This is a genomic window from Bacteroides sp. LFL-34, from assembly GCF_027257075.1.
Classification (GTDB): Bacteria; Bacteroidota; Bacteroidia; order Bacteroidales; family Bacteroidaceae; genus Bacteroides; species Bacteroides ovatus.
This window is the reverse complement of sequence record NZ_JAPQKZ010000042.1, coordinates 14,763-37,238: the sequence shown is the minus strand read 5'-3', so window position 1 is coordinate 37,238 and position 22,476 is coordinate 14,763. Positions and strand designations below refer to the sequence as shown.

The 22,476-nt window shown below is 42.5% G+C and carries 13 protein-coding genes, 1 tRNA gene and 1 pseudogene; 6 read left to right on the top strand and 9 right to left on the bottom strand.

Features of this window, described 5'->3' with window-relative positions:
• Positions 1 to 39 precede the first annotated feature (39 nt).
• The 8 genes and pseudogenes from N5O98_RS21005 to N5O98_RS20965 all read right to left on the bottom strand — a co-directional run bounded on the left by N5O98_RS21005 (position 40) and on the right by N5O98_RS20965 (position 14,888).
• A pseudogene (locus N5O98_RS21005) lies at positions 40 to 1,952 on the bottom strand (alginate lyase family protein).
• 447 nt (positions 1,953 to 2,399) lie between these two features.
• Positions 2,400 to 3,812, bottom strand: a complete 1,413-nt coding sequence (locus tag N5O98_RS20995; RefSeq protein ID WP_004325484.1) for a glycosyl hydrolase family 28 protein — start codon at positions 3,810 to 3,812, stop codon at positions 2,400 to 2,402.
• A 336-nt stretch (positions 3,813 to 4,148) separates the two neighbouring features.
• Entirely contained in the window at positions 4,149 to 5,294 is a 1,146-nt protein-coding gene (locus N5O98_RS20990) for an OprO/OprP family phosphate-selective porin (protein WP_004302334.1), read from the bottom strand.
• Between the two features lie 13 nt (positions 5,295 to 5,307).
• Positions 5,308 to 6,678 carry a DUF5690 family protein gene (locus N5O98_RS20985; protein WP_004316051.1) on the bottom strand — a complete coding sequence of 457 codons (1,371 nt, stop codon included), beginning with the start codon at positions 6,676 to 6,678 and terminating at the stop codon, positions 5,308 to 5,310.
• A 219-nt stretch (positions 6,679 to 6,897) separates the two neighbouring features.
• Positions 6,898 to 9,264 carry a hypothetical protein gene (locus N5O98_RS20980; RefSeq protein WP_269496016.1) on the bottom strand — a complete coding sequence of 789 codons (2,367 nt, stop codon included), beginning with the start codon at positions 9,262 to 9,264 and terminating at the stop codon, positions 6,898 to 6,900.
• Positions 9,265 to 9,288: 24 nt separating this feature from the next.
• Entirely contained in the window at positions 9,289 to 11,322 is a 2,034-nt protein-coding gene (locus N5O98_RS20975; RefSeq protein WP_004310198.1) for a tetratricopeptide repeat protein, read from the bottom strand.
• A 26-nt stretch (positions 11,323 to 11,348) separates the two neighbouring features.
• A complete protein-coding gene (locus N5O98_RS20970) occupies positions 11,349 to 11,894 on the bottom strand; it encodes a DUF3575 domain-containing protein (protein WP_004305849.1) in 546 nt (181 codons plus the stop codon).
• Positions 11,895 to 12,134: 240 nt separating this feature from the next.
• The gene (locus N5O98_RS20965) at positions 12,135 to 14,888 is read right to left on the bottom strand and encodes a heparinase II/III family protein (protein ID WP_022199778.1); all 2,754 of its coding nucleotides are present in this window, start codon (positions 14,886 to 14,888) and stop codon (positions 12,135 to 12,137) included.
• Between the two features lie 163 nt (positions 14,889 to 15,051).
• Here N5O98_RS20965 and nuoF point away from each other — a divergent pair, with 163 nt between their 5' ends.
• From nuoF to nuoE, 3 genes are read left to right on the top strand one after another with little or no spacing between them, the layout of a single operon-like run.
• Positions 15,052 to 16,959: an NADH-quinone oxidoreductase subunit NuoF gene (gene nuoF / locus N5O98_RS20960; RefSeq protein ID WP_022199779.1), complete on the top strand. Its 1,908-nt coding sequence runs from the start codon at positions 15,052 to 15,054 to the stop codon at positions 16,957 to 16,959.
• 13 nt (positions 16,960 to 16,972) lie between these two features.
• The gene (locus N5O98_RS20955) at positions 16,973 to 18,739 is read left to right on the top strand and encodes an NADH-dependent [FeFe] hydrogenase, group A6 (RefSeq protein ID WP_004305843.1); all 1,767 of its coding nucleotides are present in this window, start codon (positions 16,973 to 16,975) and stop codon (positions 18,737 to 18,739) included.
• A gap of 19 nt (positions 18,740 to 18,758) precedes the next feature.
• On the top strand, positions 18,759 to 19,235 hold the full coding sequence (gene nuoE, locus N5O98_RS20950; protein ID WP_004305841.1) for an NADH-quinone oxidoreductase subunit NuoE: 477 nt from the start codon (positions 18,759 to 18,761) through the stop codon (positions 19,233 to 19,235).
• A gap of 88 nt (positions 19,236 to 19,323) precedes the next feature.
• Here nuoE and N5O98_RS20945 read toward each other — a convergent pair.
• Positions 19,324 to 19,411 (bottom strand) — tRNA-Ser (locus tag N5O98_RS20945).
• A 397-nt stretch (positions 19,412 to 19,808) separates the two neighbouring features.
• On the opposite strand from N5O98_RS20945, the gene N5O98_RS20940 reads away from it, so the two are divergent.
• The 3 genes from N5O98_RS20940 to N5O98_RS20930 all read left to right on the top strand — a co-directional run bounded on the left by N5O98_RS20940 (position 19,809) and on the right by N5O98_RS20930 (position 22,455).
• Complete coding sequence (locus tag N5O98_RS20940; protein WP_269496014.1) at positions 19,809 to 20,423, top strand: TetR/AcrR family transcriptional regulator; 615 nt, start codon at positions 19,809 to 19,811, stop codon at positions 20,421 to 20,423.
• A 95-nt stretch (positions 20,424 to 20,518) separates the two neighbouring features.
• On the top strand, positions 20,519 to 21,625 hold the full coding sequence (locus N5O98_RS20935) for a tyrosine-type recombinase/integrase (protein WP_332108458.1): 1,107 nt from the start codon (positions 20,519 to 20,521) through the stop codon (positions 21,623 to 21,625).
• 65 nt (positions 21,626 to 21,690) lie between these two features.
• Complete coding sequence (locus tag N5O98_RS20930; RefSeq protein WP_260503250.1) at positions 21,691 to 22,455, top strand: hypothetical protein; 765 nt, start codon at positions 21,691 to 21,693, stop codon at positions 22,453 to 22,455.
• The last annotated feature ends 21 nt before the right edge of the window (positions 22,456 to 22,476 follow it).

Genomic DNA, 22,476 nt, shown 5'->3' with positions numbered 1-22,476 from the left:
CTATTATTAAGTACGAACGAAGAATCAAATCCCCTTATCCTACTTTACTATTATTTTCTGAATTTCGAGTTTATCTCCGGCTTGCTCTATCTGTAAACGAAGTACACAAGCTCCTGCGGGAAGAGTGAGTTTTCCTATTTCTCTTTCCGTCCATTGTATAGAACTGGGTAATTGCATGGGTTCTGTCTTTACTTCTGAATCAGAAGCTACGGACAATAAAGAATTTCCTTTTGATTGATAAACAAGATAAACGGTATAATCTCCATCGGTAGGAATACTTACAGTATAATTCATCCATTCTCCATCTTCTATTTGGGTAACGACGTAATTATCTTCTTCTTTTCGTAGCTCTACTGCTCCGTCAGGTCTGTATTCGTTGCCACGTTTCTTTCCTACATTGTGATAGGTATGCCCTTCGGGATCTTCCGCAAGACAATAATAATCGTAATCGGCAGCCGATATTTCACTAGGTAGCAAATGAATTCCTGATACACGCTTTCCCGTAGAGAAAGAAACGGGATCGCCTGCCATCCAGGGAGTCAATCGCTTGGTCAATGTTCCCCAGCCAGTCCATTCATAAAACCAGTTGGGTGCTATCCCCCAGTTTTCGCAACCGTGATGTTCTATCATATAATCACGGTAACGTTTCAACCAGGTATAGTTGTTCTCCGGCAATCCAGCACGTACTGCATAATGCGCCAATGCCATTTCACGAGTTCCGCCACTACCTGCTACGTCTCCACGTCCGTGAGGAGATACGGCTACGGATTCCCAACGTCCACTACGGCTTTTTATCTGGAGAAATTTTCCGTTCTCAAAGGTAACTTCATTTGAATTCTTACTATAACTTGTCGGTTCCCAAGGCTCTTTTTGCTCTTCATAGGTCTGGACTTTAGAGAGGTTATAACGATAGTTCCATTCCAAACCAAGAAGCAAACGGTTATTGAGACAATTATACAAAGAATCTCCCTGATTCCATGCCATTTCTGCGATAGCTACATAATTGTGGATACCTGCCAATACATATCCCTGGTCGCGACTCGACTCCTGACATTGACCGTTTGGATAGATATAATACTGTAGCTGTTCATCGTATCCATAATCTGAAATCTTGTTTTCTCTTCCTTCCAATTTATAATCAAGCATGGTTGGTGATTTCTTAATCGGTTCTTTGCTAGTGACCGTCGGTCCTGAAGGATAAGGTAAATCATCCGGTCGATGCTTCATTCCCAATAAATAACGGTAAGCACGGTCATACATTACTTCGTTATCTAAGTAAATCCCCATTGCCATCATTCCACGAGCAGCGAAAAGTCCTTGATTACCAAACCTTGCGGCATCGAAATTAAAAATATTCCAATAGAATGTAACTCCGTTCTTTGAATCATCCCAGTAATTTGCATATTTGGAAGAGAAATCTTCCGTATTGCTATATCCAGGATAGACCAACATATTTTTAAAACGTTGCTGGTCTTCTACTTTCCAACCGGAATAATCACGCATTAATTCGGCGGCATCAATTAAAAGGTAAATCTTTCCGTTATCTAATGGTCCTGTTCCACGACTACTTGTATTGGTATAATAAGAATTAGCATTCAGATATTCGACCGCTTTACGGGCATAAGCCTCATCGCCCGTCAGATGCCAAAGCAATGCTAAGTCATGTGCCCGCCTGCCATCTACTCCGATAGTAGCATTAAAACGTCCTTCTCTGATTTGTTTTCCCGATTGATAACTTGCGTATTGAGTGAAGAATAGGGAGATTCCTTTAATTTCAGAAAAGTAGAATAATAAGGCTCATGTTTCGCCTTGACCATAGCTTTCATCCGGTCTAAATCACCTTGGGTATAGGTGATTCCGGGATGGATAAAGTTACGTCGTTGCGCTTGCACTCCATTTTGAATATTCCCAATCCATACAATCCCAATAATCCATATAATTTTGTTAATCATAGTGCGATTCGTTTTTTATACAAGTGATAAGCAAAGATAGTATTTAGTAATAAAAAGGAGTTCAAAGTGAATGAAACATTTACTTTGATTAGCATAAACCCGGGAATAAAACTCTTGTATTTATACTCATGGTTCTCTTCCAGACTCCTTAATTCTGATTCCAGTGCAGCTTTGCTCTCATCTATTAATAGATAAGTTATTATCTTCCTATTGCAAAGTTCTTTCCTTCTAATACTAAAGTTACTCTTATCTAATAGAAATCTATAATTGCAAGCTTTGATTATAAAAACGAAAGTTTCATTTATATAATTGCAAGTTCTAATTATATAAATGAAACTTGCATTTATAGTTTATGTTTAACCTAAAGAAAGTTTGATATTAGAAGAAAAGAAGTTTGCACCTAATACAAAGAGATTTTTCCATTCATACTTCATATACCAGATTATGCTATTTGACTGTGATATTCTTTATGTATTCATTCGTGATAAAATCATCTATATTTTTCATCTTCATGCCGTTGATAATCACATTATCGAAGATGATATTCTTGACGGAACGTTCTTTATCAAACCCTTTCAATAGAGATGGATTCTCCCCTACTCCATTATAAATGATATTCCGAAAAATAATATCTTCAATTCCCCGGCCGGGTTGCTTATCATACTTTGAATTGAAACGAACATTAATATGAAACAATCTTCCCTCCTGGATATTCTCTACACGGATATCCTCAAATAATGCCTTGCGTACCAAGTTTTTATCACCGCAATCCACTGCCATACAGCCCTGATAAAGAAGATCATCTTCATCATGTTCCAGAATATCGACATTACGGACAGTTATATTCTCAAGAATCTCTCCAGCCTTATCGTCCGGGTTACCGTGTCCTCCAATGTTGATCGGATGAGCAATATCCGCCCAAAGGATTGAATTCTGTAAAGTCACGTTACGACTTCCTCCGTAATAGTTCCAGCGATGGGCATAGATGGCAATACAATCATCACTGTTCCGCATAAAAACATTGTCTATTAATACGTCACTGCAACACATCAGATCTATGCCATCACTCCATCCTTTACAACTAAAAGACTTTAAATTATTGATGGTCAACCCTGTAGACTCACCACCAAATACTGTATAGTGATCTGGATTTATAACTGTAATACCGTCAATCCATATATTTTTAGAATGAGTAACTTCTATTCCACGGATCGGATGGTCGAGAATACCACGCCCGACAATGCGTACATTTTCAGCTTTGTCAATCAATAATTTAGCTTTTACAACAGCTCCGGGAGCTAAATAAACAGTAGTATTGGAAGGAATCTGTATCTGTGTGTTCGGCAAATCTTTCGGACGATGGACACCCGGTCCGAAATACATTACTTTGTCACTGCTTTCAGTATAAGTTTCTGTTTCCAAAGGATTAGCAAACAAATGAAGATTATGCAAACGATCACCGTTAAACTCAATCGACAGGCATTGAGGTCTAGTGAGTGTAAAAAAGATAGCATTGTGGTTTACCGTATGTTGTATACCTATTGCTAACGGACGGATTTTCACATCCTGAATGGTGCCATTGTTCTTTTTCACCATCACTTCTACGGGACTGCCTATATCAAACTGTACCATTGAAGCAGATTGTACCCGATCCATATCTACTTGGACTTCATATTCGAATACATCTTTCCATTCACCGCCTGCTTCACGTACTTTGACTGTATAATCATCATTATGTGGCATACCAGTGTTCAATCCTTCCGGATAGGTTACTAATTGGGCATTCCCGAATGTCGAAAATGCAATAGCTATTGCTAACAAACATTTTCTTTTACCTGATAAAACTCCTACTATATTCATATCACTAAACTATGTTATATTTTAATTATTCTGTTTATTGAAGTTCTTTCTAAAACTATACTTTCTATTCCACCCAGGTTGGCAAACTGGTAACAGAAACTATAGAAAAAATAACCAATGCAAAAAATCTCCTTTATTGTCTATTACGAACAATAAAGGAGATTTACCTAGAACATTCCAGTTTTTTCTGTCTTCTTATTTTTTACTTTTTACATACGGTTCTGCATATTGAGTCGGCAGTGCTCTCGATATGTCTTTGAAACATTTAGTAAAACTAGTATACAATACACCTTCCTATTCTTTATTATAGCTTTATTCGAACGGAACTGCCAAGTACTAGAATATGAATTGAAAACGTCCCTGTACTACACTAAAGTTTGTGCTTTCGATCTCTTTGATATGCGAGCCGGGGATGAAGTAGCTATAATTCAATTTGACAGCAATGTGTTTATTGATATAGTAATTCAATCCGAAGGAGAGGTCTTTCTGTGTTCCGCCTTTTATTCCGGCATCATTCAGAGAGAGATAATTGAAACGGGCACATAGTTCAAGTGCTTTTCCTTCCGGTCTTCCGGGACAGGCTACTTCTTCGTCATACAGATAATTCTGTCCCAACAATAGCCAGGAACATTGCAGATAAGCTCCTTGTGCCGTATAGTTCTCAAAACCCTTTTCCCGTTTTACATGGGCGCGGATGTATTCACCCTGAAGAAAGAATTTATGATAGTAAATTAGCAGTTCGGTTCCTATTTTAAATTGGGATGCTGCATGATCTACATCTGCTTGTATTAATGTACGATTATCAATCGTGCTCACGCCCGGAGATTTATAAGTAAACGTATTCCTGTTCTCATCTTCGGGAAGCGTGCCGTCCGGTGTACGATGGATAGCTGCTAATCCTATATGTATCAGTTTCGCTTGCTCATAAAGTGGACGGTAAACCAAACGTCCGTCAATGGCATATCCTTGCGATGCGTTTTTCAGGTTGCTCAAATCATTATCGGTAAAGAATCCGCCACACAGATAGTAATATTGGGTACGATAGGAATAGGCTACTCCCATACGTCGGCTATTTGTCAATGCCAGCACAGCTCCCGGAGATTGGTTGAAGCGAAGATCAAATGTACTACAAATCATATCGAGACTGAATGGCTCATAGAATTGTCCTATCTGAATGGAACTATTCTTATAGGAATAGGTGGCAAAAGCATCTTTGATGGCTACTTTGTTTCCGGCATATCCCATTTCCAGTTTCATTCCCCAGTTCTGATAGGTAGCTTTTACACCGATGCGAAGGTCATTAAATTCCGTGCCGTTGCCAAAGTTATTCGGATTCTTCAGATACACTCCTCCATCCATTAATAGACGCCCGGTGATTTTATATTGTATGCCATCGGGCAGATTCTGTGCCGTTATCCGGGAAGTCGTTAGTATTAGAGATAGAAGGAAGGAGAATTTCAAATATAGTCCTATTATTTTCATCGTCCACCTTTTATCAAATTTGTGAAAAAGTAGTTGGCTCCATACCTTCTCCCGTAAATTTTATCCCGTTGCTCATTTCGGCTTCTTTCGCTTTCTTCAGCTGTTTCTCTTTTTTATAGCGCTGTATCAGGTAAATCATGGAGCAGGTGAAAGCAACCGTACAGATCAGTCCTACGTAACCGGATAATATATTATAAAATTCCAACCAGTTTATGTCTACATGGGCAAATTCTTTGAACATCAAGACAAGTACAGTTCCCGTATATCCGATAAAATCAATGGTCACAATGAAGAAACCGACATTTCCTTTTATCTTGAAACAAGCGATGAAGCGGTCGAAAAAAATGCTTTGAAAACAGAGGTAGGCAATATACAGACAGAGACTTTGGACAAACAGCCAGGTGATTGCATCCAATTGCAGAGAATCATAATTGAAAGATATAAAACTCATGGTGGCTGTCCCAAGTACGACCAATCCCAGCAGGGCAACCAAAACTTTTATGTTACTTTTCACAAAGACCATCGCTCCGAATAACGCCAGAATTATTAATGTAACGACTGTATCTACCTGCGCAAACATCCATGAGGACTGTCCGTTCATATCAATAATCTTCACCAGGAAATCTTCCTTAATATCTCTAAGCACTACCAACATTAGGTTAGCTACAAACAATAATACAAGAAATGGCATAAAGTCGATGAACAGTTCTTTCCGTTGCTTGCCATTCAGAGTTACACGACTACTCTTTTGTTCTATATCTTGTGCCGTAGGTTGTGGCAAACGGGTTAAGCTATATCCCAAAAGAGCCAATAAAGGAAGTGCAAAAGCACCGATAAGTGCCGGCATCCAAAATTCGCTGACGTTCAATGTATTCATAACGAACAATCCGATGGATTTTGCCGTTCCCGAACTGATAACAATACTGATTCCTAAAAGACTGGCCAAAATATCCGTAGTGCGGCGACCTTCGATAAAACTGAAAATAACTCCCCACATACAGCCCAATGACAATCCATTGAAGAACATGGCAAACATATTATAAGGAGTGGGAAGTGCTCCGAACGCAACCAATGACAATTCCGCTACGGCAATGGAAACGAGTATAAACTTCAGGCGATTCTCTCTCTTCAATTCGGAAATCAACTTGATACCTATAAACTTGGCTATCAGATAACCTGCTATCTGAATGATAGTAACCAGTACTTTATAATCAAAGCCGAATGCTTCTATCCCGTCAAAAGTAGCAGCTGTGAAAGGTTTGCGCAATGTATAAACCAGTGAGTAAGAAAGAAGGGCTGCTCCACCTGCCCATAGAATAAAGAGGAAATCGGCTAATCTTCTGTTTGAACTTTGTTTCGATATTGCTTCAGTAATCGTTTTCATACGTTTTCGTTTTAATTTCTGGAGCAAAAGTAGAGGAGAATAGCAAGGGAGAAAATGAATTCTAAAGATTCATTTTATTCATTATCAGGTAGAAATGGAAGTAATATTAATGTAACGTTTATGTAACCGTAATTTCTTGGAAATGGAATACAAAAAGGGTTGCACAATCACTAATCCGGTATTGCGCAACCCTTTTTATTCGATTTCTTATTTTTCTTCTTATTGGAAAGTAGGCATCTTGAATCTGTACAATAATCCACCTACCATGGAAGCTACGCGGTCAGGTCTTCCCTGTTCGGAGCCATCGTATGTATCGGTACGGATACCGACTTTAGGTTCGGCATACAGATACAAAGAAGAAGCCACTTTCAGCTTTACCTGCACACCGGCATCCAGTCCCGGCACTGCTCGGAACTTACCGTAACGGCGTACCAGTCCGGCCGTAACTCCCACAAAAGGAACAACATCTATCACATGGTCGGGGCTGTATCCTTTTGCCAATGTGGCCAGACTCATCATATAATCCATACCCAAACCGGCATAATGAAGATTCATCTTCGACGACGTTTTGACCTTGTACATAATTGTTCCATTTACCCGCCATGCAGATAACGGAGTGTACCATTTACCTATGCTTCCTTTTGCTTCTACACCTGCATTCTTCACCAAATCTTTGTTGGCTACGAGCAAGCTACCCAATCCAAGTGCACCGGAGATGAAGTAACGCTTGTCATCCTGACCAAACACGCTGCGATTGGCTGCTTTTGAATAAGGAACAAAGCGATAGTGGAAACCTGCATTGACTCCTACCATTACGTCTTTCTGCATAAAGCCCAGATTACCTTCAATGAATTTATCTCCATACAAGCGAATCTGCGGTTCAATGTACAAACCGAGAAAATCATTCACATGCCATAATCCCTGTATGCCTGCATTAATACCCGGTTGGAACTTATGGTCTGATTTGGAAGTATAAGCAAGGTTGACACCTACCGAACCTATTAAATCAAAGATACGATCGGGATTATATCCACTCATGGTAGACGTTATGTTCCACAAGTAATCAAGACCACCACTGACGCTGGCATGTCTAAGTTTGCCCGCTTTAACACTTCCCGGAACTACATAGTTCGTAAAGAATCCACCCGTACCCACCAGGCGCAAACCGGAATAAGGGCTCAACCACTTACCGATAGAGACAGAAGCCTGCGGACCTAAAGAACCAAGGTTTTCAAGATTCGTCTTATTCAGGAACATTTGCACACCGATTCCCGAAGTCATAAACAGATTGTCTGCGATGTGATTGCTTGAGAATCTGTTCTTCGGACGTGCCGCACGGTCAATCGTATGATAAGTCAAACCAAAATTCAACTCTCCGAGCTGATCCGTATTGCCACCTACTCCGCGACCTCCTGCATATCTCTTATTATACACATTGAGGCGAGGTTCTATAAATAAATCCACAGAACGGTTGATACGGAAACTTCCTTGCACACCGACTCCTATTCCCGGAGCATACTTGGCGGTTTTATCCACTCCTTTCGTACCTGCCAGGTTAACTCCGGCAATACCGATCAGACTAAATATTCTGTCTTCATCATATCCCCAAAGAACATTATTGATATTCAACAGATAGTCCGCATGCAGATCGACATGTTTAAAGTAGCCGCTTGCACTGCCCGAAGGGGTGTCTGAAAGTCCAACCGTCCCGGACAAACGCAGACCGGAAGAAGGACTGAACCATTTACCGATTCCGGCAGAGAACTGGGGACCTAATCCTTTAATCGTATTCTTGATTCCCGGAACTTTCAGTGTACTGATACCACCGGATAAAGAGATAAACATATGATTCAGGAAGGAACTTTTATCGAAATCATCGAAATGAATCTTAGTTCCCATCGGAGCAGCAGGCATATAGGTCAGACCTACCAGAACCGAACCAGCCATTTTATAGTTTCTCCAACTTTCCGTATACGCAAAACCGTCATTATACCATCCGATCCGCGGTTCTACAAACAAATCCAATGTAGAAGAAAGACGTACATTTCCCTGTAAACCGAGATGAGCGCCGTAATAAAGCTGACCGCCGCCTTTCAAATCCGGATACTTTTCGGAACGATCGCTATTGTCGCCCACCTTAGAATAACCGGCTTCTATACCTGCAATCCCTACTAACTCAAAACAACGGTTTGCATTGTATCCGTATGCCAGGGAGGACATATTCAACAGATAGTCCAGGCTGCCGCCACCCATTTTTATTTTAGAATCGTAGATACTCGACGGCAGATAACCTAAATTCACCCCTATCCGAAGTCCATGAACCGGAGTAATCCACTTTCCCATAAAGAGATGGGCGGTCATTCCCATTCCATCCTGACTATCTCCACTTGTTAACAAGCTGTATGGCCCTATTCCGGCAGAGAAAAAGAGATGTTCATTGAATTTATTGCTCTCGAACTTTTCATTTGCAGGCCGTTTCTGTAACATATATTGCAATGCACCATAATCCTGTGCCTGTAAGGTAACAGCAAGCATCAGGAAGATTGCCACTGCTACATATTTATTGTTGATTCTGAAGATATTCATCGTTTACTCTTGTTGTATATATCATTATTTAATTTTCTGCTCTTCCGGCAGCAAGTCAATAATATCACCGTCCACCTTCGCTACTTCCAATAAGGAAGGATCAAGTTCAAGGGCCTTCTCAATGCTCATAATCGCATCACCTATTTTCTCCAGGCGGTTGGCGGCAATCGCTTTTATATAATATTCGCGGGCGGTCTCTACATCCATGGTAGAAATCTTATCCCATGCTTCCTGATTCTTCTTCATTGCCAGCAGCATCACCACCTCATTGAAAGGGCTGGTAGCCGCCACCTTTTCGAAAGCATCATTATAATAACCGGCCAATGCCTGAACAATGGCCTGCAAATCTTCAGAAACCGCTTCTTCGGGAACCAAGGTCAAGACTGAATCTGCTTTTGTATATTTCCCTTCATGCAGCAAGGCAATAGCCTGATTGGACAATAACTCCGCCGGTGCCGATTTACTGACAAACGGTTCGAGAATACGTGAATCCGGAGTATCTTTCTGTATCGTTGCCACTGCCAGTTCATTGGCTGCATACGTAAAGTTATCATAAAGTTCAAGAGCTTCCCTGCAATACTTTTCCCTTTCGTCGGGAGTTTTTGCTGTCGTAATCATACGGTAATATTCGAAACGGGTCAGTTGCTTCGGATTCTTTCTGTAAAGTTCTCTAATCTCGTCGTCCGTCAAAGAACGGAAGATTGAATAACCATAGGTATATTGCACCTTTCTCAATTTAGGCAGATAAGTAGCCGCAAGTTCCTTGTAGAAAGGTTTCGATTTCAAGACCCCATTCAACCGGTAAGGAGTAGCTGCATATTGTTTGATTAAGTCCTCTACTTCTTTAGCCAGTTCCGGCTTGGAGTTTTTTTTCAGCAATTCAGCTACCTCCTTCCAGGAGGCAACCGATGCATCCGATTTCACCTCCAACAGTTTACGTGTTTCCGGGTCCAGTTGTGCCAGTATACGTTCCAGGGCCTTATCCGTACGCAATTTTGCCAGACGAAGATTCGTCGCGTAAGAACCGTCCGGCGAAGCCACCCCCGTAATATGAAAACTCTTCAAAGAGGCATCCGGGTTCGTCTCAATAGCACGTAATTCCTGATTCAATCGGTTCAGTTCCACCTGATTTTGTGGATTCTTATCATCCAGGTCGGCTTTACCTACCAGGAAGGTTAAGTTTACCTCACCTTTCGTATCCCGCAACTGCATCACGGGTTTCGGAAGATATTTCTCGTCCGTCAGGCTGAAAGCGGAGAATTTATACTCCAAGAAACGAAGCGGGTTGACCGTTCCGCGTGCAATGGAGAAAGAGTCACGATAAATGATATTCCGGTAATTTTCCATCGCCAGATGCACATCTGCACGGTAGTCATGTTGCAGATATTCTATATAGATAGAATCATGGTAAGCAATAATATCCCCCTTGCGTGAAGAAGTAGTTTTCACACGGATGTAATCGTGCAAAGGATCTTTATCCATATCATAATCGTACATTCGATTTTGCGTTGTATTATAAGTATCCCCGTCGAATACAACAGGACGCATCAACAGACGCTTTTTCAGTGTCACATCATAAATGGAAGGCTGCAATACCAAGCGACGATGTGAGTTAAACATCTCCTTAGGCACCGGGACACGGGTTTTCAGATGAAAATAATTACCTTTGATTTCGATGTCCGTAGGTTCCGGAATCACTTTGTCCTTCACTTTGGAAGTAATCGTAACTTCGTCCAGTTCGATGACGGCATCTTTCAATACTACATTCAGAATCTGCTTTCCTGCCACCTTCACTGTTTTGTCTTCATAACCGACACATGTAAACTTCAACGAGCCGTTTTTCTCAACCAAGACACTGTAACGACCATCCTCGTCGGACATTTCTATACGTTCGTCATTGACCGGATTCAACACATTTACATTCGGAACACTTTTTCCCTGCGGGTTTGTGATATGCCCCTGCACGCGGATCCGTTGGGCGGATACATTCATACCGACGAACATCATCGCCACGAGAAGTATACCTGTTAATCTATCACGTTTCAAATTGATTTTCATTCTCTTTTCTGACTAGCTAATGTTCGTTATCGAATAATATAAACAAAGGATACCCCCAGTTTGACAGGTGCAATGGTGGTCTTACTATCGTTGACCGCACCCGGTTTCGGAGTACCCTTATCATACTTAAACTGACGGTAGCGCAACACACCCACTCCGGCAGTTGCTTCGATGTTCCAATGATCGCCCAGCACCCATGCGTATCCATAGGTCAAACCGGCGGCGTATGCATCGCCTTTGTGATGCACATCTTTTACCATCATATCAAAATTATTCACGAAAGCGGTGATTCCAAGAAAATGACTCACCATCGGACGATTTAGCCAGTAACGAACTTCAGGCTGAAAATGCGTGAAAGTCGTTTTAAAGTTGTCTGTACTGATTGGGTTCGCAGCAATCCCCATGTTCAAGGAGACATGACTACCCAATACAAATTCTGCTTCTACATTCGGACTGGCGGTCAGCCAACCCAATGCATTTGTCTTTACAGCCACCCGTTGTGCGTGCACATGTACACCACAACATAATAACAGAAATGATAACGCAGCTATTACCCTGCGACCATTTCTCATCACATATACCATCATTTATTTCCCACTAAATATTTCCCACTAAATATTTACCCACAAAAAAGGGCTTACTGTCCATTTTATATACTACTTGGACAGAAAGCCACAAAATTAGAAAAAATATAGTATTAAAAACGTTTAAACACGCTTTTTTTGTTTTTTATTGCAACAATTTCCATCTTAGGCCATAATATACCATACTACGGATAAGATATACAATTTTTCTTTATTACCAATGAAACATCAGATACGCAACAACATAGGCTCCGACGCAGCATCGGATTTTATCTTCTTATCGCCGATAACAACCGTACAGGGAGCAGAAGAAATAATATACCATTTCCCTTCTTTCTTTTCGAGCAATACATTAGCGGCATTGTCGGTCTGAATCATTACCCCGGGTGCAACCAATTGGGTTCCATTCCCTAAAAACAACGTCCGGTTTCCTGCATATTCATTGCTGATAACAGCATAATCCGCTTTCACTTTCATTCCTTGATAAGTAGCGGTTTGTGCAGCATCAGATAGAGAGAAGATATGATCTATACGTCCGTTTTTGCTTTTCACACAGATACCGGCAAAGTCTTCCAAACCTGCTCCTTCTGCATCAAAATAAGAAACAGACTGAATAGCAGACGGTTCCTTTTTCGTACTCGGTTCATATATCGAGACAAAAGGACGATTCCAAGCTTCTCCATGCTGACGGGCAACAAATGTCAGCGTCGGCTGCTCCTTTATATTATAGGGCATATTCGGTGTACGGCTTAGCCCTTCGGTCATTGGCGCCAAAGCCGTAAAGACTTCACGATCCGGTTCGCCTTTCATCCAAAGATTCATGTATATATCATCGCCGTCCTTATCTTTCATATCTATGGTGAAAGTTGCCTTGACATCCTTATTGGTCGCAGCCACTTTCTTATCATATAAATAGGAATAAGCGTAAAGATGTGCGCCTGCAAAGGCGAGTTCTTCCGTAGGCTGGAGATTCAGGTCGCTGCCATCTGCTGTCGTCAATGTCAAAGTCTGCCCAAGGTTGTGATAAAAATAATCGTGCATCTTATCGCCTCCTTTCTCTTTCCGGCTGCGGAATACATCGACATAATACCCCGTCTCCGCCCCAGTAGTGACAATACTCATCATACGGGTCTGATCCGCCCTGCTTTCCGGTTCACGAAAATAAAGGTTACTGTAAGTAACGGACGTAAATGCTTTGCCCGGTTCCGCTGATGCCGGGAAACAGGAAAGCAAATCAAAAGAATGGTTACTTTTCATCACCGGATAGCTCGATATTCCATCCACACAAACTGTATTATGACTGGGGAATTGAGAATAATATTCCGCATAATCCAGTCCGCTATACAGGAAAAGCCCGATACCTGCATCCGGACCCAATACGTATCCTTTTCCGTAAAGTTCCATCGAAATGCCGTTAGCGTGCATGTGATTCCCTTCACTGCCATTCAACGAAATCATCAAACTGTTGCGCGGATGCATACCGTTACGCTGTACCAGCCATGACACATTGGGAGCATAAAACAAAGGAGAAACATAATCTTCTATCTTTCCCGGCTGCACTTTGGGATTTAGCGTCAGCGGTTTATCTTCAAAGAAAGAATTGACAGATACACGCACATTCTTCTTTTCTGTTTTATCATTTCCCAAATCCGGGTTCAGGCATTTCAATAAAGCCGTGAAATAGTTTTCCTGTTCTTTCTTCCCGTTCGCCTGTGCATTCTGTATCATACGGATAAAGAAGTTCGTACTCAAATATCCCGGATGCGTATCTCCAAAGCCACAAATCATACGGTTGGGAAACAGATATTGGGGAGTGGTTGCTACCGCTTTCGACAATACAGGCACTGCTTTCACCAAATCATATTGCAGATTCGTATCAAACTGATTCACGAAATTGGCATAATCATTGATTACCACACTGCTATATCCCGGACATTCTGCCCAAATTCCCGTATTTATATCGAAACCATAATCCGCCAATCGCGTCAGACTCCACTGGCGGATGCTGGAACGGTTCATCACATAGTCGATATAATATTCACGTCCTTTTCCGTCGGCATATTCTTTATTGTCTTCCAATACCAATCCGACATTCATAACAAACCGTGCCTGTAGCAAATTCCAGTTGTTATGAGGTACACCGTTCGCAATGATATTATCCGCCCATTTCTTAAAAGCCCCGGCGTAGATTTCCATTTTATCCGGGTAATTGGCCTTTAGATAATTATATAGAAAATCGTATAAAGGTACAGCGATATGGAGTGCGTCTTCATGGATGACTTCGAAAGAAGTCAATCCTACCAATGTTTGCTGATGGCCGTGATTCAGGTCGATGGGCACGTTTCTATAATAAATACCCGTCATATATGTATCAAAGACCCCTGCGGCAAGTTTAGCGAATTTCTCTTCATCCGTCATCCAATAAAGGAAAGCGGCATCACGGGCAATTCCCAGGATTTCGCAGTTCAGGCTTTCAATATTCCGGCCTGTTTTGGATGGGTGTACACTCTCCATAGGACGGTCGGGAAGTGCATTATTGCAGAAAGTGACATTCCCATCCTCATCATCATAAGGAACGACATCCGCCAATTTGGGACGGCCGTGGGTAGCAGCTGTGCCACGGGTTCCCGTGTAGCGCACAGTGGGATAAGGAGCTCTTTCACCACCTGCATGGTCGAACGTTTCACCTTTCACATATACTTCCGTGGCATGAGACTTCCAGTACATTGCCAAACGAGACAGCAACCACGCCGGTTGAGCATCCGTCAGGTTCGTATATACTTCCGTCCGTTCCTTCAATTTATTGAAAACATCTTTCGCCCATTCTTCTTTTTTAATCAGCTTCCATGTTTCCTGCTTTCCCGCCGGAGTAGTCAGTACCCGCGGATGTGTCTGCGGCATCTTTTCCGGCAAAGGAATCTCTTGTCCGGATGCGCTGTTCAGAAAGGATAGAAAACATAGTCCAAGTAAAATTCGTCTCATACTTCAATTTTCTTTTTTTAGGTTTGATACCTATTAAATACGAAGATAGAGATTTATTTACCTAAATCCTCCGTCAAAGAACAATTTTATTTGTACGAGACTACGCTGTTATTTCAAACAAAGAATTATATTTGCAAAAAACCGACTAACAATTCTGATACTTATGAAAATTTTATCTATCCATGATTTGGCAACAATCAGGAAGAGAGCAAAGCACAATCTTTCATTGCGCGAAGAAAGCAATGAAAAGGTGACTGAAAAGTGTTACGGACTGGCATCCGGTGCGCAACATCTTCAGATTCTGATCTGCGGTGGTACAGGCTGTAAGGCATCTTCCAGCCAGGGTATTACAGACAATCTTCTAAAAGCCATCAAAAAGAACGAAATCACCGATAAAGTAGAAGTCATCACCGTAGGCTGTTTCGGCTTCTGTGAAAAAGGTCCTATCGTGAAAATCATCCCCGATAATACCTTTTACACCCAAGTCACTCCCGAAGATGCGGAAGAAATCATCAACGAGCATATCATCGGAGGACGAAGAATCGAACGGTTGCTGTATGTAGATCCTAAAACGGAACATACCGTCAGCGACTCCAAGCACATGGATTTCTACCGGAAACAACTTCGCATCGCATTGCGTAACTGTGGTTTTATCGATCCCGAAAATATTGAAGAGTATATCGCCCGTGAAGGATACTTTGCATTGGCCGATTGCCTGCTTAACAAACAGCCGACGGACGTTATTGATATTATCAAACGTTCGGGACTTCGCGGACGTGGTGGTGGCGGTTTCCCGACGGGACTGAAATGGGAATTTGCCAACAAGCAACAGTCAGATGTCAAATACGTGGTTTGTAACGCCGACGAAGGAGATCCCGGTGCATTCATGGACCGTTCCATTATGGAGGGCGACCCACATTCGATTGTAGAAGCGATGTGTGTCTGCGGTTATTCCATTGGTTCCACCAAAGGATTAGTATATATCCGTGCCGAATATCCGTTAGCTATCAACCGACTGAAAACAGCTATCAATCAGGCACGCGAATACGGATTACTAGGAGATCATATCTTAGGAACAGATTTCAGTTTCGACATAGAAATACGATACGGAGCCGGAGCTTTTGTCTGCGGAGAAGAAACTGCCCTTATTCATTCGATGGAAGGAAAACGGGGAGAGCCGACTCTGAAACCTCCCTTCCCTGCCGAATCCGGTTATCTGGGAAAACCAACCAATGTAAATAATGTGGAAACGCTTGCCAATATTCCCATTATTCTAACCAAAGGAGCCGACTGGTTTGCAACGATTGGCACAGAACGTTCCAAAGGAACCAAAGTGTTTGCTCTTGCCGGAAAGATTAATAATGTCGGACTGATCGAAGTGCCGATGGGAACTACTCTTCGGGAAGTAATCTACGAAATCGGAGGAGGCATCAAAGGCGGAAAGAAGTTCAAAGCTGTACAAACAGGAGGACCGTCAGGCGGCTGTCTGACAGAAAAACATCTGGACACTCCCATTGACTTTGACAACCTTCTCTCGGCCGGTTCCATGATGGGTTCAGGAGGGATGATTGTCATGGATGAGGACGACTGCATGGTATCCGTAGCCCGCTTTTATCTGGATTTTACAGTGGAAGAGTCCTGCGGGAAATGCACACCTTGCCGCATTGGAAACAAACGTCTGCTGGAACTACTGAACAAGATTACGGAAGGAAAAGGCACAGAAAAAGACCTGGACACACTTGCCACTTTGGGACAAGTCATCAAAGATACTGCCCTCTGCGGATTGGGACAAACCTCTCCAAATCCCGTTTTATCCACATTGGATAACTTCTACGATGAATATATGGAACACGTGCGGGATAAGACTTGTCGCGCCAAGCAATGTAAATCACTATTAACATATACCATCAGTCCGGAACGCTGCATTGGTTGTCATCTATGCGCTAAAAACTGTCCGGCGGATGCTATCAGCGGACTGGTGCGCAAGCCACATGTCATTGCTCCCGATAAATGTATCAAATGCGGCATGTGCATGGCACGCTGCAAATTCAACGCTATTCTTGTCTGCTAAAATCTTATTTACTATGGAAGAAAAACAAATTACTCTCCAGATAGACGGTCATTTCATCACTGTGCCCGAGGGAAGCACTATTCTTGAAGCCGCTATCAAAATCGGTATCAATATACCTACGCTGTGTCATATCGACCTGAAAGGAACCTGTATAAAAAATAATCCGGCTTCCTGCCGTATTTGTGTGGTTGAAGTGATGGGACGGCGCAACCTGGCTCCTGCCTGCGCTACCCGTTGCACGGAGGGCATGGTAGTAAAAACCAGTACCCTGCGCGTAATGAACGCTCGCAAAGTGGTGGCTGAACTGATCCTTTCGGATCACCCCAATGACTGCCTCACTTGCCCTAAATGCGGCAACTGCGAGCTCCAAACGTTAGCACTGCGTTTCAACATTCGCGAAATGCCTTTCAATGGCGGTGAGCTGTCCCCCCGCAAACGGGAAATTACCGCTTCTATCGTCCGTAATATGGATAAATGCATTTTCTGTCGCCGTTGTGAAAGTGTTTGCAATGATGTACAGACGGTCGGAGCATTGGGTGCCATCCGTCGCGGATTCAATACAACCATCGCTCCTGCCTTTGACCGAATGATGACGGAAAGTGAATGTACTTACTGCGGTCAGTGCGTGGCTGTCTGTCCCGTAGGCGCATTAACAGAACGTGACTACACCAACCGTCTGCTCGACGATCTGGCTAATCCGGACAAAGTAGTGATTGTGCAGACCGCACCTGCCGTACGGGCGGCCCTAGGTGAAGAATTCGGATTTCCTCCCGGCACTCTGGTAACCGGAAAAATGGTGTATGCACTTCGCGAACTGGGATTCGACTATGTATTCGATACTGATTTTGCAGCCGACCTTACCATTATGGAAGAGGGTTCTGAAATTCTGAACCGCCTGACACGTTATCTCAACGGAGATAAATCCGTACGATTACCTATCCTGACTTCCTGCTGTCCGGCATGGGTCAACTTCTTCGAACATCATTTCCCGGACATGCTGGACATTCCGTCCACCGCCCGCTCCCCACAACAGATGTTCGGTTCCATTGCCAAATCCTATTGGGCGGAGAAAATGGGCATACCCAGAGAAAAACTGGTTGTCGTATCTATCATGCCTTGTCTGGCTAAAAAGTACGAATGTGCACGTGATGAATTCAAAGTGAACGGTATCCCCGATGTGGATTATTCTATCTCTACCCGTGAACTGGCACGACTAATTAAACGTGCCAATATCGGGTTCCCTCTCGTACTGGACAGCCCATTCGACAACCCGATGGGTGAATCGACAGGTGCCGGTGTCATTTTCGGAACAACAGGTGGTGTAATGGAAGCCGCCCTCCGTTCTGTCTATGAAATCTATACCGGAGAACCTTTGAAAAATGTAAATTTCGAACAGGTACGCGGACTAAATGGCGTCCGTCGTGCTACCATTAACCTAAACGGATTTGAATTAAAAGTAGGCATTGCACACGGACTAGGCAACGCTCGTCATCTACTGGAAGATATACGGAACGGGCACAACGAATATCATGTAATCGAAATTATGGCTTGCCCCGGAGGCTGTATCGGTGGCGGCGGGCAGCCTTTGCATCACGGCAACTCGGAAATACTCTATGCACGCGCCAACGCACTTTACCGTGAAGACGCCAACAAACCTTTGCGCAAATCGCACGAGAATCCGTATATCAAGACATTATACGAGGATTATCTCGGCAAACCGCTAGGTGAGAAATCGGAAACTCTCCTGCATACGCATTATTTCAACAAAGCGATTGATTAACTTTTAAATGAAGAGTATTATGTCAGATATCAAACTAGCCTGTGACATGGCAGAGCAAATCAAAACGATCTGCGACAAGCATGGAAACAAACCGGGCGAACTTATCAATATTTTGCATGAGGCACAGCATTTGCAAGGGTATCTACCCGAGGAAACGCAACGGATTATCGCTTCCAAACTTGGAATTCCCGTATCGAAAGTGTATGGTGTCGTCACTTTCTATACTTTCTTTACCATGACTCCCAAAGGAAAACATCCCATCTCTGTTTGCATGGGTACAGCTTGTTATGTACGTGGTTCAGAAAAACTACTGGAAGAGTTCAAACGTGTATTAGGTATCGAAGTCGGTGACACTACCCCGGACGGAAAGTTCTCATTAGACTGTCTGCGTTGTGTAGGCGCCTGCGGACTGGCTCCGGTAGTGATGATCGGCGAGAAGGTATATGGTCGATTACAACCGGTAGATGTAAAGAAGATTATTGAAGAATTGGAATAACCGAATTCCCGAAAACAATATAAAACAAACGGCTGCCTTGATAAGTCAAAACAGCCGTTCATTAATATTAAAATGTAAAAAAATGATGCGGAGAGAACGAGATTCGAACTCGTGATACCCTTTAGGGGTATACACGCTTTCCAGGCGTGCCTCTTCAACCACTCGAGCACCTCTCCTTACAATTACCAACTAGAGAAAAAACTCTCCATAAAAACAGAAAGCAGCAAAAAGCTGCTTTCTAGCGGAGAGACAGGGTTTTGAACCTATAACTCTAACCGCTTATATTTCAGCTACTTTGCTTTCAAAATTTCAAATAGGTAACGAAACAGTAACGATTTTCAGACGTTGGGCTTGTCCAACTTTGACCGCTGTTTGTCTGCCTAACTTTCGGATTCAAAGATACGGCTTTCTTTTGAAACTCGCAAATATCTGATAATAAATATTTTTGGGTTAGTGCAAGGTGCAAGCTATATATATAAATATATACTTGCACCTTGCACTAAAAAAAAGCACTGGGGTACAAATGCTTAAAACAAAATCCGTATCTTCGTAACCGATTAAAAACAAACGTGTATGATAATAACTAACCGTGAAGAAGTAATAGATAAAGCGTTCGGCGTATTTGTCAGGATGAACTACGAGAAAGCAAGCATCATCACGCTTGCCAAAGCCTGCGGGGTGACAAAAACGGGTATCGTTTATTATTTTCCGCACAAGCTGGATTTATTCATGGCTGTGGCGGACAAATACGTGTTGCAAATGCACGAACCGGAAAACAAGTTTGCCGCTCCTGCCGATACGTTGGCGGAGTTCATCGGGCAATACGTGGCGGGGGTAGCCGCTTCCATGAAAAGGATTGTTGAACTGATTGGTGATAATAGTAGCCCGCATGATTGTAGTCCTAACTTCTACTACTTTCACTTTCTGTCACAAGTGCGTATGTACTATCCGGGCATCAGGCAGAAAATTGAGAAAATCTACCGACAAGACTATGACCTATGGGAGAAAGTCATACAGAAGGCAAAAGAAAGCGGGGAAATCAGGAGCAGCACGGACGTGAAGAAAACGGCTATCATGTTCCGGCAAATGTTTTTAGGACTGTCATACGAACAAGCATTTCTAAACGGTCTGAACGTGGACGAACTGGCAGAAAATTTTCGCCATATCTATTCGCTGCTTAAAGCCTGATACTCTTTTGTTTTTTTAACCTCGATTATTTTTGAACAGATGTTCAAATAATGGTATTTTTATCTTATCTTTGGAGCGAAGCAAAATTCAGCGACATGGATAAGGTTCAGAAACAAAGAGGAAGCATCGTGCTACACAAAGAAACAAGGGACGGTGCGGATTACATACGGATAGAATATGCGAACAGTCAGGCTGTCGCCCTGCTGCTCGCCCAAGACACGGGCATGGAAATGGCTGGTAACGGCTCTGCATACATAACGTCAGCCGCTTTCAGCCTGCCGGATTTCTACGACCGCTATTCGCCCCACGCCTATATTGATTACAGCCGGGTTTACGTGCGGCATCCAAAACCCAAAAGGGAATACACACTGCCGAAAGGCTACCTCGAACTGCTGGAACAGAAGCGGTACAGCCTTTCCACCATAAAAGCCTATAAAATCTATTTCAGCGACTTCATGGAATACCACAAGGGGCAAGACCTTGACCTGCTGACGGTCGAGGACATAAACAGCTATATGCTCCACATGGTTAAGGAAAAGCACATATCCGCCACCCAGCAGAATATGCGTATCAACGCTATCAAGTTCTATTACGAAAAAGTCCGGAAAGGCAAGCGGCAATATTATGGCGGGATAGCCCGTGCAAAAGAGTACAAGGCATTGCCCGAAGTATTAAGCCGGGAAGAAATGAAAAGCATCTTCGCACAGTTATCCAATCGGAAACACAGGTGCATGATTTCTCTCATTTACTCTGCCGGGCTACGTCGAAGCGAACTTCTGAACCTGACACCCCAAGACATCATCAGCGAACGGATGCTAATCAGGATTGCCGGGAAAGGCAAGAAGTGCAGGTATTCCCTACTGTCGGAAAAGCTGCTCAACGAACTGAGGGATTACTACCGGGAATACAGACCGCAAAAATGGCTTTTTGAGGGCGAACAGGCAGGCGAACAATACTCACCCAGCGCATTGGTTAAGATATTGAAAGAAGCGGCAAGGAAAGCCGGAATAAAGCATCGGGTACACCTGCACATGCTCCGGCACACGTTCGCCACCCACCTGCTGGAACAAGGGACAGACCTAAGAACCATACAGGAACTTATGGGACATACCGATATAAAAACAACGGCAATTTATCTGCACGTTTCGAACGCCTATAAAGCAAAAATCCCCAATCCGCTGGATTGTTTGGATGATGATTAGACAATGATTTAATAGTGAATAGGAACTGCACCATAAGGTGCGTTTATCGAAAAATTAGTTGCAATATGAAAAGAGTAATTATACTTTATGTTTTATTCTTGCTTTCACCTTATATTTTTGCACAAAACTATAAGGAAACTATTCAAACAGAGATTGATGCAATAAACAAAATGCCTTTGAGAATTGCATACCTTGTTCCTTTAGATAGTTTAGGAAAAGTAATAGAGGATGAATATATGGAATTTGATCAAATCCATTCATACAAAATCTTAGATGATGGTCAAATTAAGAATGCCAATATATTGTTCACTATGTATTTCGATAGCGATAACAATATTAGGAAAGTATTTAAGCGATGGGCTGACGGGGGTGCATTGCATAGTATCGCATATTATGATTCTAATGGGCGATTGATATATGGGGTATATAATAGAGGAGATGAAACTCACGGAAAGTTGTATGCTGACGCTCCGGGTTTTCATATAGAGCATTTTCCTGAAGAGAATGAATGTAATGACTGTTTTGAAGCATACCTATTCTTATCTACGAAATGCATGGAAGTTCAGTATAATATAATATTACAGAGCCCTCCAAATGCTAAAAGGACGATTTTTACGCCACAAATTGGAAATAGTGCCATACTATGCAGTTCTTACATTTATTCTTTGCCTAATGGAGAAAAAACTACCAAAGGCGAAGATGGTATAGCAGTCAATTTTGGAATGCCTGTTGTCATAAGTAATTTAACAAATGACTGGTGCAAAATAAATTCCATTTTTAATGCTCCTATAGGTTATATACCTATTCAAGACATTGAAATCATTAAGTAAATATAGTCAGCAACTAACAAG